The following is a 12,633-nucleotide window of genomic DNA, read 5'->3' as shown; positions in this document are numbered from 1 at the left end:
TCCTAGCTCCCCATTAGAAGATATACTTTTCTAATGTCTGCTTATCCCTCAATTCCAATATCAATATCTGTTACCTTACGCTCAACAATTCTAGCTCCCTTTTTCGCAACAAGATCTCCTCCAGTTGAGCCGAAGCAATTTTGTGAAATCACTTCATCCATAGCTGCATTTACCGCTTCAGGGTCAGCTGGATCAACCGGACTGTCAAGTGTATACGTAACTGACTTTCCTTCCTCGTTTTCAAAAATAAGTTCTAATCTCTTCATCTTTATCCTCCTTCCTGTTTAATTGATTTCACCTCTGCCTTAAAACTGGGAGATTTCTGAGCTGTCTGAACGCTCAACTCCATAAAGTGGCAATGTCTGTAACTCTGCCAATGCATGGGCTACATCGTACAATTGATCTGCTGTTGCGTCCGTCTTCACGTTGTTAAACGATTTTACTTTAATAATGACATTGCCTGATGTTGGATGAACTCCATTATCTAAGGCAAGACGCAATTGGGAACGAATAATCCTGCTTACTGCCATTCCTCATCACCTCGCTTTCAACCCTACAATCGTTAGTCAGAAAGAAAAGGTGTGATAAATATCAAATAAAATCGTCGATCCTTGTTTGAAGGTTCCGCTTTTCCCGTTACCATGATCCATACGCTTTGTAACTTCTGAATCAAAAAGGCAGTACTAATCCATCCCTATTTTTTGTCATTAATAAAAATAAATTGTAAAAACGAATAATTTTACTTCTTTTATAGAAAATAGGACCATGAGAAAACTTTTAAAATACTTTCGCTACGGTTTATATCGATCAGAAAGAGGAGGAGCATTATGAAATACGTAAGATTCATTTTACTAATTGTTATGTCTGTATCCATCCTGCAAGGGTGTAATACAGCAAAGGAGAAAGCTGATAAGGCTGAAGATAAAACGGAGAATGTCAAAAATGCAGCTGAAAACAAAGCAGAAAATGTCAAAAATACAGTTGAGGATAAAACGAAAGACGATCGTAAGGAAACAAGTGATTCCAATACTAATAACAACGAAACTAAAGACGAATATGACGAAGAAAAATTTAAATTAGATAATGAAACCGTTCCATTTACCTTTCATAAATTTAAATTAAAAGTCATATACGAAAACGACAAAGAATATAAAGCTGAATTTGAAAAAGAAGAAGATGATTATTTAGAGGCAGAATTTAAAGACGAAAATATTAACGAGGAAATAGAAGGGAAAGAAGCATACGATAAACTAAAGGATAAACTAGAAAAGTTAACTTTTGATCAAAATACAGATACTAATAAAATAATTGAAGAAGTGACTAAAGAATTCGATTTAAATCCTGATTATAAAAGTTTGAAGTTAAAAGTACGGTTTGAAGACGGAACAGAAAAAGAATATACAAAATAATTACCTTCCTCATGATAAGTGTTGATGTTTGCACTTATCTTTTTTCCTGAATCATGCCAACTTAAAAGTAGATAAATAATGCGTAGGATAATTTTTGTTTTTTTAATACTTTTCATTTGTTATCCACCAACAATCATTGGGTTCTATTAAAAATAGAGAAGAATATGAAAAGACTGGTAAATCTTTTTGGAAAGTTAACATTAACAAAAAAAATTTCGCATTTACCTTTGATGATGGACACCATCTGGTCTTTAAACCACAAATTTTAAACGTTTTAAAAACATGATTCAAAGGCAACCTTTTTTAATGGGTGCCCATGTATTAAAGTATCATGATTTTGTTAAGCGGAAGGATAATGAAGGTCATGAACTAGGCAATCATACATTTAACCACTTTTATAATAAACACAACATTTTGTAAGAGGAAATTGATAAAAAGTAATAAAACAGCTGGATTTAAAACGAAATAATTTCGACCCGTTGGCGGCTACTAGAATGACAAAATTATTGAAATGTCTATTTTTATGTGCCAATTCAGCATCTCTTTGTAATAAAAAAACTTTAATCGAGTGTGAGAAAAATGCATCAATTCATTCAAGGGATATTGTTAACTGTTGTCATTACATCCTTTCCAAATTCAAAGAGTATAGAGGAATTTGGCTATTCCATCGAAATGTTACCATGGGAAACAGTAAATGAATTAATCCCAAATAGGAGTTTTTTCACAATTATGGATGTGGAAACAGGAAAGAAATTCAAAGTTCAGCGAAGAGCGGGAAGCAGACATGCTGATGTCCAACCAATTACCGACAATGATACAAAAATCATGAAAGAAATATATAACGGAAAATGGGATTGGAAAAGAAAGGCCATTATAGTCATCTCAAATGCCCGTTGGATTGCAGCATCTATGCATGGTATGCCACACGGTGCAGGAGCCTTAAACAATAATTTCCCGGGGCATTTCTGTGTTCACTTTTATGGAAGTACGACTCATTTGACAGGTAAAATGGATTTGTCACACAAATTAATGATTTATAAAGCTGCCGGTAAACTTGAAGATTTTATTAATCTTGGTAAGCCAGTAGATATTGTGAAAGCGTTTGTCACTGGAATTAAACAGCAAGATGCAGACATAATGAAAAATATTTCAACTAAACAAATGGATTGGAGTAAAGTTAATGAGGAAATAAAAAATATTAGATTAACTGACATAAACGTCGTTAGTGAACTCCCATTTTTCCATGAATTTGAAATAAAGTTGGATTGGGTAAGTAAAGATAATCATTTAGAAAGTTTTGTAGGAAAAATTTCTATAGTTCGACTTTCACCTATAGATCCTTGGAGAGTAGATAATGAGAAACTATTTCGTGAATTAGGAATATTTGACCCTGAACAAAAAAGGAAACTGGAACTTTAAATTAAAAGTCGCACAAGTTAAGGTGAATGTTGCACAATCGGCGTAAAAGTTGCGCAAATTAAGGTGAATGTCGCGCAATCGACCTAAAAGTTGAGCATGTTAAGATCAATGTCGCGCAATCGGCCTAAAAGTTGCGCATGTTAAGGTGAATGTCGCGCAATCGACGTAAAAGTTGCGCATGTTAAGATCAATGTCGCGCAATCGGCCTAAAAGTTGCGCATGTTAAGATCAATGTCGCGCAATCGGCCTAAAAGTTGCGCATGTTAAGGTGAATGTTGCGCAATCGGCCTAAAAGTTGCTCATGTTAAGGTGAATGTTGCGCAATTAGCGTAAAAGTTGAGCAAATTAAGGTCAATGTCGCACAATCGGCCTAAAAGTTGCGCATGTTAAGGTGAATGTCGCGCAATTGGCATAAAAGTTGCGCGAGTCAAGACGAAAGTCGCGCAATCAGTTACTTTTTATATCCCAGCTTCTTTACTTTAATAATATTAAAAACTACAAACGTGTTCTAAGTCCTTTTTGTATAAACAAGCCACATAAATTTAAAAATAGGTAGCACTCGCTTCCAACGAACTGGCTGTTTTATTATTCGGTACAACCACTCTAAATTTAATTTAATCCAAAAATCAGGAGCACGCTTTACTTTTCCTGCAAACACGTCCAGACTGCCACCTACTCCCATAAAAATTCCTTTTGAAAACAGATGATAATTTTTATGGATCCATTCTTCTTGCTTCGGAAATCCTAAAGCAACAAATATAAAATCAGGTTCCGATTTGAGCACGAGCTCAGTAATCGCCGGATCATTGATGTCAAAGTAGCCGTGATATCTACCCGCTACTTTTAGTTTGGGAAAATCTGTACAAATATTTTTTACTGCCTCCTCATTTACCTCTTCAGAAGCACCTAGAAAAAAACATTTTGCACCAGACTCATTTGCGAGATCTAACATATCCTTCATTAAGTCAAATCCAGCTATCCGTTCTTTTAAAGGGTTTTTTCGATGTTTAGCGGCAAGGATGATACCCACTCCATCAGGCACAACATAATCAGCAGATTGTACGATCGCTTTATATGTTTTATTCCGTCTTGTTTCCATAACAATTTCAGGATTTGCTGTAACAATAAAGCATTTCTTTTGTAATTGTACATGTTCTTTAATTTCTTTTTCTATGAATAAATCTTTCGTATTATTTACAAATGGAATATCCATTATTTGTACTCGCTCATTATTTGCCACCAGTTTATTCCTACCCTTCAATATACAAACATCTACCGAACAATCTTTGTCTTTTCACCTATTTTTATTTACGAATTGACAAAAAAATAGTAAAATATGTAGAGATTGAGTTTATTCGTCATTATAATAAATATTATCATTGAACAACATTTTTTTCTAATTGTAATAAAACACATTACCGCTTTTTATAATATTAATATAATGTCTAACTATCCTTTTTAAAAGGAAGAAGGAGATCTAATATGACTAAAAGTAATTCGAGAATCGCTCAAAAGAAAAAGCGCACTCTCAAAAGAAGATTCAAAATATTAATTCCATTTTTAATTGTTATTATAGCTGTAGGATCATATTTCATGCATTTATACTCAAAAGCTGATAGTGCTATTTCAGATTCACATGACGATATTAATCGGGATAAATCAGATTTACGAGAAGAATATGTGGATCCTAAATTCGATAATGTATCTATTTTATTAATGGGGATTGATTCAAGTGAAAAACGCGGCTCTGATGATGCCGCAAGAACCGATGCTCTTATGGTAGCTACATTAAATAAGGATGATAAAAGCATCAAATTAGTCAGTATTCCAAGAGATTCATACGTGTATGTTCCAGAAGTAGGTTATGAAACAAAGATCAACCATGCTCATGCTTATGGAGGTCCCCGATCAACGATTGAAACAGTAGAAAATTTGCTCAATATTCCCATCGATTATTACGTCCGAGTAAACTTTGAAGCATTCATGGATGTAGTTGACGCAGTTGATGGCATTACAATGGATGTTCCGTATGAATTTAGTGAACAGGATTCTAAGGATAAGGCAAACGCGATTCATTTATACCCTGGAGTTCAAAAGTTGGACGGAGAAGAAGCATTAGCTCTTGCACGTACAAGAAAGAAAGATAGTGATGTAGAACGAGGAAAACGACAACAGGAAATTATGAAAGCTTTAGCTGAACGTACATTATCCGTAAAATCTATTTTAAAATATGATGATGTAATTGAAGCAATAGGCGCAAATTTGAAAACAAATATGACATTTTCTGAAATGAAAAGTTTCTTTGGATACTTAACAAATGGCACAGATTTGGATATAGAAGCACTTAATATCGAAGGCGAAGACTATAAACCGGGATCTATTTACTACTGGCAATTGGATGATCGTTCACTTGCTCAAACAATTAACACATTAGAAGATCATTTAGAACTACCCATAACAGACTACGGTTATGACTTTGCTGAAGAAGATGATGAAACTAGCAGCAGTAGTGAAGAAGCACAGTCAACATATTAAATTAAAAAAAGTAACTGCACCTATTCTTGATGCAGTTACTTTTTTTGTCGCCGCAGTTCTACCCTCTTACCCTTTTAACGAAGTTAGTCAACGGCTTAAATTTACTATCGATTAATTCCAACACTTCAATCAATACTTGAATTACTATAAGTGAAATTGCACCAATTAAGACTGTTCCCCAGATTGTAGACATGGATAATAGTATTGCGGCAAATCCAAACATTCCACTCAATAAATACATAAACCAAACCGTTTGTTTATGAGTCATCCCTAATTTTACAAGCCGATGATGTAAGTGAGAACTATCGGGACTTGAAATGGATCTTCCTTGAACAAGCCGCCGAACAATAGCTACCACTGTATCAAAAATAGGAACGGCAAGAATAAAGATAGGAATAATGAAAGAAATAAATGTAATATTTTTAAAGCCGAGCAGCGACAATATTGAAATCATAAATCCTAAAAAAAGTGCCCCTGTATCACCCATAAATATTTTTGCAGGTGAAAAATTAAATGGTAAAAACCCAAGAATACTCCAAAATAAAATAATCGCAATGCTTAATACATACACATTCCCCATGAGGATGGCCATGATTGAAATCGTGAACAAAGCAATTGCTGAAACACCTGCAGCAAGCCCATCTAGTCCATCAATCAAGTTAATCGCATTTGTGATCCCAACGATCCAAAAAATTGTCACAACCGCACTAAACCAACCAAATTCAATCTGCCCTCCGAACGGCAAATTTATAAATTCCACCTGCAAGCCACCATAAAAGACAACAATACAAGCTGCTGCAATTTGAAAAATAAATTTTGCCTTTGCAGTTAATTGATACAGATCATCGAAAAAGCCAAGTAAAATAATGATTGAAGCACCAATTACAATTGCTAGATGGTATGGACTTTGAGGTTGAATCAATAATAACCCGACAATGAAGCTAAAAAAGATAGCTAATCCACCTAATGTAGGCATAGCTCCAACATGAACTTTTCGTTGATTTGGCTTGTCTACGGCATTAAATTTTTTAGATAATTTTATAATCAAAGGCGTAATAAGAAACGAACAAACCATACAAAAGATTGATAAATATATTAATTTTAGCATAAGGCACCTCTAATTTTATCCCTCAAACTTAGTTTCTAAAAAAGTTCTGAAAATATGCATTGATTTATAATGAATATTCGTTCTCCTTAACAGGAATAAACATTCTCGATGTAATTCTAAAAATTAGCACTTACTTGTTACATGCTTTATAAACATTATAAACCTCATTGGCACATTTATCTAATGAAAAATTATGAGATGCATAAGAATACAATCTTTTTCCCATCATCTTAAGTCCTTCTGAATGCAAATAAACAGCTTCCTTCATTGCTTCCACCAATCCATCTACATCACAAGTAGCGACTTTCCAACCTAATTCATCTTTGTATAGTAACTTTTCTACATCTCCTACATTGGTAGAAATAATCGGAGTTTTTGCACGAGCCGATTCCAACAATACATAAGGAAAACTTTCACTAATCGATGTAAGTAATGTAACATCAGCAGCTTCATAATAGCGATCAATGTCTTGCTTTTCCCCAAGAAAATGAACATTTTTTTGAATGTTTAAGTCTTTAGCAAATTGCTCAAGTGATTCCCTCATCGTTCCATCTCCAATTAATAAGAGATGAAACCTTCCCTTCATCTGATCTAATAATTGAGCAAAAGCTCTTAAAGCTAAACTATGTCCTTTTACACTTTCTAAACGGGCTACTTTAATAAACAAAAAGTCTTCCTCTGAAAACCCTAATTCAGCACGTATATTTGCGGGAATCTCCGGCATGATCTCCGTACTTATTTCTTCCATAAATTCAATACCATTATGAATGATAGCAATTTTTTCTTCATTGATTCCAGCATTTAAAAGATCTGAAATGATCGCGTTACTGACAGAAATAACTTTATCCGCATTTTTAATGGCTTGAATATGTACTTTAGTTAATAGTTTTCCGTATATACCCTGATCTTGAAAATCGATAAAAGGATCACTATGGACGGTAACAATCCAAGGTATATTTACTTTTTTCTTAATCATATTCATATAAACATTCGCTCGTGGACCATGTGTGTGAACATGAGTAATTTTATTTATTTTAATAAAACGAATCATTTTTTGCAGTAAAGGGATACTCCATTTTGATGTATGGTCAAAATGGATAGTAGAAATATTTCCAGCTATTGCCCTCTTATAAAGTTCTTTCTTTTCCATCACACCTAATACACAATCAACCGTGGAGTCTTCTTTAAATTTTGTTAACATATGCAAAATATGAAACATCCCCCCTCCTGTTTCGTTTCCAGCATTTAAATACAAAATTCTCATATTCTTCTCTCCCAATCGGAATTTATATTGTTCATCAATATAACCAATTAAGAGAGAGATTATAATTTAGCTCTTACTCATTGAATAAATCAACTTTAAATGGACGATACTATTTTTTACAGTTTTAAATGACAGGCGAGGATGATATGGAGAAAAAAGAGAAATTGATTTTTACTTTGATTGTGGCACTACCTATAATAGATATCCTTACATCTCTAACTGAACATGTTCCACTTTCAGTAGGTGCACTTATAAGAACAGGCTTCATGTTCTTTTTATTTATGTACATTTTTAACTACTTAATTTCTAAAAAATTTATTTATACAATTATTTTTCTACTGCCTTTTTTATGCATAATGTTAACATTTATCATTAATTATTTAATTAAACAACCCTTTTTACTTACGAGTGAAATCAATTTTAGTATTAAAACAGCCTATTTTCTCGTTATTATTTTCACCGTGCTACTTCTGCTTAAAAGAAAGAAGTTTATTAATAAAGACGTTCTTTTAAGAGCATCTGGATATGCTTCTATAATTATTGGAGCATCTTTTTGGATAGCCATACTGACAAATACTAATATTAAAAGTTATTCATATGTAAAAACAGGCTTTTCTGGATGGTTTCATTCGGCAAACGAACTAAGTGTAATTGTTATTATTTTACTTACTCTATCGATTATTCACTATCATTATGAAAAATCTCCTTTAACGATCCTTGTATTAACTGCTCTTTTGTCCGTATTACCAATGATAGGAACAAAGGCAGCATTTTATGGCGGAGTAATCATTATTACGATGTATATCATCTCTATATTTTACACTAAACAACTAAAAAGCAATTTACCTTTTTGGATAGTGATCGTATTATGGCTTTTTGTTTTACCCTTTTCGCCAGTTATGACGAATAAGTTTACTTACGTAGATCCACCTGAACAAACAGAGGAAATCAAACAAGAAGAGAAAATCACTCAATTATTGAGTTCAAGAGATGTTTATTTAAACGAAACAAAAGAAAATTATCTCAATGCTTCATTCATTCGAAAAATCTTTGGGTTAGGATATGCAGGGGATTATAAAACACATCCGAAAATGATTGAAATGGACTTTTATGATTTGTTTTTCAGCTACGGAGTAATTGGAACAATACTATTATTACTCCCTCTTCCTTTTTTACTTAACCAGATTCTTACATATAAACGGTCTATTTCTTATATACTACTATTGCTAACAATTGGACTTTGTGCAGGCATTTCCTTTGTAGCAGGTCATGTTTTATTCGCACCTTCAGTAATGACATATATAGGTATTCTAATTTATATAGCCGGAATAGAGGGAAAATCGAGGTTGAATCAAAATGAGTAAGAAAGTTTCCGTCGTTGTACCAATTTATAACGCAAAAAAGTACTTAGAAACCTGTTTAACCAGTATACAAAACCAATCATATAAAAATATAGAAATCATTTTAGTTAATGACGGTTCAACAGATGGGAGCGACGAGATTTGTGAAGAACTAAAAGTAAAAGATGCTCGTATCATTGTTGTTAACCAAGAGAATCGCGGCCCGGCAGCCGCTCGAAATCGAGGAATCGAAATAGCAAATGGGACATATATTCAATTTGTCGATGCAGATGATCAAATTAAACAAACAATGATTGAGAATCTTGTATCTTCATTGGAAAACACTCGTGCCGACCTTGCTATTTGTGGATATGAAACAATAAACAATACGTTTCTTCCTTCAATTAACGGATACTTTGATCAGGAAACTTTTTTAAACTATGTTGGTCAACTTTATAAAGAGATAATTTTACCGTCTCCATGTAATAAGATGTATCGCCTTAAAAATATTAAAGAAAAACACATCCGTTTTCCGGAATCTTATTCACTTGGTGAAGACTTGCTCTTTAACTTAACATTTTTACAGCATTGTTCCTCTGTATATGTTATTGAAGAATCCTTTTATATGTATCAGCAAAATCAAGATTCTCTTACAAATACCTATACTCCTGATATGTATAAAATAAATAGAGAACTCTATCAAAAAATAAAAGCATTTTTATCCGAGAATAACAGCTTAACAGCAGAAAACCACTTATATTTAGAAACAATTTATTCAAATGCTCTTATTAACTCTATGACTAATCTATTTCACCGAGACAGTCCATACGATAAAGAAGAACAAAAAAAGCAATTGTATGTAATGTTGGATTATCCAATCATTCAAGAGCAACTTCCTTATTTTACTGATAGTCGACAAGCGAAAATTATTAGCTATCTTATCCGAAAAAAATCATACGAAAATATTTACTTCTTCATGAGAACAAAAGAATACTTACGTCATACATTTAAAAGCGTTTTTAGGATGCTGAAGCGTTTAAATGCGAGGTGAGAGGAATCAAAAAAGTAATGCTCTATGCGTATACTGCAAATAACTTAGGAGATGACCTTTTCATACATATATTGTGCACTAGATATCCAAATACAAAATTTATTTGTTATGCTCCAAAAACATACCAACAAACTTTTTCATATCTTCATAACTTACATATTGTACCAAATGATCGTTTTTTAAATAAATTGGTGCATACTACTTTAAAACCATATCAAAAGGAGTATGTTATCCGTGAACAAATTGCCAGGGACTGTGAAATTGGTATTTATATTGGAGGATCACTCTTCATGGAACAAGACAATTGGAAAGCAGAAGCTCGGAACTTTGATTCTATGAAACATTGTCATTCATCATTTTTCGTATTGGGGGCAAATTTCGGACCTTACCACAGCCAGGAGTTTTTAAATACGTATAAAACATTATTTCAAGGAATAACAGATATCTGCTTTAGAGACAACTATTCAAAAGCACTTTTTTCTGATTTTCAAAATATTCGACAGGCTGCAGATATTGTTTTTCAATTTTCAAATGCTACATACAAGGTTGAAGAGAAAAATCAACTTGTTATTTCTGTCATTTATCCGTCCGTCCGAAACAATTTAAAATCATTCGATAACCTATACTTTCATGCAATAGCTACGATAATAATCCAATCAATCAAAGAAGGATACAACGTTATTCTCATGGGATTTTGCAAAGAGGAGAAAGATGATCTCGCTATTGATACGATTCTCTCAATCATCCCGAAACAATGGCATCATCAGATTCAAACGTACCAGTATACAACTCATTTGCCGTCCGCTATTGAATTAATTAGTGAATCATCTGCCATCATTGCGACACGATTTCACGCAATGATTCTTGGATTGGTCTTTCATAAGCCGGTGTTTCCAATTATTTATAGTGAAAAAATGAAGACGGTGTTAGAAGATATAGAGTTTCCGAATTTGTATTCGACGGTACAAAACATCGATTGCGTTTCTCCGTCACAAGTAACAGAAACATTTCATCAAGAACCAATAGATATCCACAATTTTATCCAAAGTGCAGACAAGCAGTTTGACATGCTCGATCAATTTTTAAATTAATGTTGAGGGTTTGTATGATGAATAAGAAAGAGAAATTATTAAACGACACAATCCTATACGGAATTGCCAATTTCGGGTCATCTACATTAACCTTTCTCATGCTGCCGTTATATACCCGATATTTTACTCCAAAAGATTTTGGAACATGGGATTTAGCTATTACAACGATTACTTTACTCATCCCATTTATTACATTTGAACTAACAGCTGCTACCTATCGTTGGCTTCTTGATAAGCAAACAAATTATTCAAAGCAAACAATCATATCGACCGGGTTTTTTCAAGTTTTACGGCATTCACTTCTGTTTAATTTGCTTGCAATCTTGGTATTTTACATTAGTAATTTTTCTTATAAATGGGAAGCTCTCTTATTGCTTAATGTGATGATTTTTAGTAGTTTTGTGCAACAATGTGCGCGCGGTCTAGGACATAATCGATTATTTGCGTCATTAGGAATTATTCAGACATTCATCGTAATAAGTTTAAATTTACTTTTTATCCTCTATTTCAAACTAGGTATCGAGGCTCTATTTTATGCACATAGTATCGCGGGTATATGTATCATTATTCTCGCTTGCTATCGCATGATTTTTTTGCAATATCTCCTTACCAGCAGTGTTTCCAGTAAGTTGCTTAAGGACTATATGGCATACGCGATACCAATCATTCCAGCTGCAGCAAGCTGGTGGGTCATGACGATGGCAGATAGATGGATCATTGCGACTTTTTTAGGCGTTTCTGCAAATGGAATTTACGCGATTGCGATTAAGATCCCTGCAGTTCTCTTAATCATCAACTCAGTCTTTTCTTTAGCTTGGAAGGACAGTGCTATCCTTTCATTTCAAGCTAAGGATAAAGATTCATTTTTTTCAAAAACATATGAATACTATTTTCGGCTTATGGCAACTTCTGTTATATGTTTAATCTTAGTTGCAAAACCGGCTATTCGTATTTTTATAGGGAATGAATTTTTTGAAGCATGGAAATATAGTGGATTCGTTCTGGTTGCAACACTTTTTCACTCACTGGCATTATTTTGGTCCGCTGGATTTCATGGAGCCAAAAAAACGACTGCCATTTTATCTACCTCAATAGTAGGAGCAGTCGTTAATTTAGTATTGAATATATTATTAATTCACTATCTGGGTCTGTATGCCGTCGCTATTTCAACTTTAATTGCCTTCTTCTTAACTTGGATCATTCGGGTCCGAGTCGCAAAAGAACTATTCACCATTACTTTTAATAAATGGGATTTTTTAATTCTATTTTCTCTTATGTTCATCGCCTTATTTATACCGTTCTATGCACAAAATTTCACATTAGCCGTCAGCATTGTAGGCAGTGTCTTACTATTCTTTATATATAACCGAAAATTAATAGCCTCTATTTGGTTCGCCATCTTCAAGAGATAAACTT

13 protein-coding genes are annotated in these 12,633 nt (G+C 33.5%); 8 read left to right on the top strand and 5 right to left on the bottom strand.

What is annotated here, in order from left to right; all coding sequences use genetic code 11:
• Positions 1–41 precede the first annotated feature (41 nt).
• The gene (locus SPD48_RS18095; protein WP_336259541.1) at positions 42–266 is read right to left on the bottom strand and encodes a DUF2922 domain-containing protein; all 225 of its coding nucleotides are present in this window, start codon (positions 264–266) and stop codon (positions 42–44) included.
• A gap of 39 nt (positions 267–305) precedes the next feature.
• Complete coding sequence (locus SPD48_RS18090; protein ID WP_336259540.1) at positions 306–530, bottom strand: DUF1659 domain-containing protein; 225 nt, start codon at positions 528–530, stop codon at positions 306–308.
• 297 nt (positions 531–827) lie between these two features.
• Here SPD48_RS18090 and SPD48_RS18085 point away from each other — a divergent pair, with 297 nt between their 5' ends.
• From SPD48_RS18085 to SPD48_RS18080, 3 genes are all read left to right on the top strand, one after another.
• A complete protein-coding gene (locus SPD48_RS18085) occupies positions 828–1,409 on the top strand; it encodes a YusW family protein (protein ID WP_336259539.1) in 582 nt (193 codons plus the stop codon).
• Positions 1,410–1,691: 282 nt separating this feature from the next.
• On the top strand, positions 1,692–1,829 hold the full coding sequence (locus SPD48_RS19990) for a polysaccharide deacetylase family protein (protein ID WP_442962173.1): 138 nt from the start codon (positions 1,692–1,694) through the stop codon (positions 1,827–1,829).
• Positions 1,830–1,988: 159 nt separating this feature from the next.
• Positions 1,989–2,828 (top strand): hypothetical protein, encoded by an 840-nt coding sequence (locus SPD48_RS18080; protein WP_336259538.1) that lies wholly within the window; start codon positions 1,989–1,991, stop codon positions 2,826–2,828.
• A 508-nt stretch (positions 2,829–3,336) separates the two neighbouring features.
• On the opposite strand, the gene SPD48_RS18075 is transcribed toward SPD48_RS18080, so the two are convergent.
• On the bottom strand, positions 3,337–4,068 hold the full coding sequence (locus tag SPD48_RS18075; RefSeq protein ID WP_336259537.1) for a WecB/TagA/CpsF family glycosyltransferase: 732 nt from the start codon (positions 4,066–4,068) through the stop codon (positions 3,337–3,339).
• A 242-nt stretch (positions 4,069–4,310) separates the two neighbouring features.
• Here SPD48_RS18075 and SPD48_RS18070 point away from each other — a divergent pair, with 242 nt between their 5' ends.
• Positions 4,311–5,363: an LCP family protein gene (locus SPD48_RS18070; protein ID WP_336259536.1), complete on the top strand. Its 1,053-nt coding sequence runs from the start codon at positions 4,311–4,313 to the stop codon at positions 5,361–5,363.
• Between the two features lie 58 nt (positions 5,364–5,421).
• Here SPD48_RS18070 and SPD48_RS18065 read toward each other — a convergent pair whose 3' ends face one another.
• Positions 5,422–6,471 carry a glycosyltransferase family 4 protein gene (locus SPD48_RS18065; RefSeq protein WP_336259535.1) on the bottom strand — a complete coding sequence of 350 codons (1,050 nt, stop codon included), beginning with the start codon at positions 6,469–6,471 and terminating at the stop codon, positions 5,422–5,424.
• 130 nt (positions 6,472–6,601) lie between these two features.
• Positions 6,602–7,735 carry a glycosyltransferase family 4 protein gene (locus SPD48_RS18060; RefSeq protein WP_336259534.1) on the bottom strand — a complete coding sequence of 378 codons (1,134 nt, stop codon included), beginning with the start codon at positions 7,733–7,735 and terminating at the stop codon, positions 6,602–6,604.
• Between the two features lie 146 nt (positions 7,736–7,881).
• On the opposite strand from SPD48_RS18060, the gene SPD48_RS18055 reads away from it, so the two are divergent.
• Genes SPD48_RS18055 through SPD48_RS18040 form a run of 4 tightly spaced genes read left to right on the top strand, consistent with a single transcriptional unit; the run spans position 7,882 to position 12,629 of the window.
• Complete coding sequence (locus SPD48_RS18055) at positions 7,882–9,099, top strand: O-antigen ligase family protein (RefSeq protein ID WP_336259533.1); 1,218 nt, start codon at positions 7,882–7,884, stop codon at positions 9,097–9,099.
• The gene (locus SPD48_RS18050) at positions 9,092–10,126 is read left to right on the top strand and encodes a glycosyltransferase family 2 protein (protein ID WP_336259532.1); all 1,035 of its coding nucleotides are present in this window, start codon (positions 9,092–9,094) and stop codon (positions 10,124–10,126) included. The genes SPD48_RS18055 and SPD48_RS18050 overlap by 8 nt, the downstream gene beginning before the upstream one ends.
• Positions 10,127–10,143: 17 nt before the next feature.
• On the top strand, positions 10,144–11,217 hold the full coding sequence (locus SPD48_RS18045) for a polysaccharide pyruvyl transferase family protein (RefSeq protein WP_336259531.1): 1,074 nt from the start codon (positions 10,144–10,146) through the stop codon (positions 11,215–11,217).
• A gap of 14 nt (positions 11,218–11,231) precedes the next feature.
• On the top strand, positions 11,232–12,629 hold the full coding sequence (locus tag SPD48_RS18040; RefSeq protein WP_336259530.1) for a lipopolysaccharide biosynthesis protein: 1,398 nt from the start codon (positions 11,232–11,234) through the stop codon (positions 12,627–12,629).
• Positions 12,630–12,633: the final 4 nt, after the last annotated feature.

Origin of the sequence: Pseudogracilibacillus sp. SE30717A (genome assembly GCF_037071985.1) — a bacterium.
Taxonomy (GTDB): domain Bacteria; phylum Bacillota; class Bacilli; order Bacillales; family Amphibacillaceae; genus Pseudogracilibacillus.
The sequence above is the reverse complement of the archived record's forward strand: the minus strand, read 5'-3'. Positions and strand labels throughout refer to the sequence as shown.

Coding starts and splice junctions, on each gene's coding strand:
- SPD48_RS18060 (WP_336259534.1), bottom strand. CDS start 7,735: ATGAGAATTTTGTATTTAAATGCTGGAAACGAAACAGGAGGGGGGATG.
- SPD48_RS18095 (WP_336259541.1), bottom strand. CDS start 266: ATGAAGAGATTAGAACTTATTTTTGAAAACGAGGAAGGAAAGTCAGTT.
- SPD48_RS18050 (WP_336259532.1), top strand. CDS start 9,092: ATGAGTAAGAAAGTTTCCGTCGTTGTACCAATTTATAACGCAAAAAAG.
- SPD48_RS19990 (WP_442962173.1), top strand. CDS start 1,692: ATGATTCAAAGGCAACCTTTTTTAATGGGTGCCCATGTATTAAAGTAT.
- SPD48_RS18045 (WP_336259531.1), top strand. CDS start 10,144: ATGCTCTATGCGTATACTGCAAATAACTTAGGAGATGACCTTTTCATA.
- SPD48_RS18080 (WP_336259538.1), top strand. CDS start 1,989: ATGCATCAATTCATTCAAGGGATATTGTTAACTGTTGTCATTACATCC.
- SPD48_RS18090 (WP_336259540.1), bottom strand. CDS start 530: ATGGCAGTAAGCAGGATTATTCGTTCCCAATTGCGTCTTGCCTTAGAT.
- SPD48_RS18070 (WP_336259536.1), top strand. CDS start 4,311: ATGACTAAAAGTAATTCGAGAATCGCTCAAAAGAAAAAGCGCACTCTC.
- SPD48_RS18065 (WP_336259535.1), bottom strand. CDS start 6,471: ATGCTAAAATTAATATATTTATCAATCTTTTGTATGGTTTGTTCGTTT.
- SPD48_RS18040 (WP_336259530.1), top strand. CDS start 11,232: ATGATGAATAAGAAAGAGAAATTATTAAACGACACAATCCTATACGGA.
- SPD48_RS18055 (WP_336259533.1), top strand. CDS start 7,882: ATGGAGAAAAAAGAGAAATTGATTTTTACTTTGATTGTGGCACTACCT.
- SPD48_RS18085 (WP_336259539.1), top strand. CDS start 828: ATGAAATACGTAAGATTCATTTTACTAATTGTTATGTCTGTATCCATC.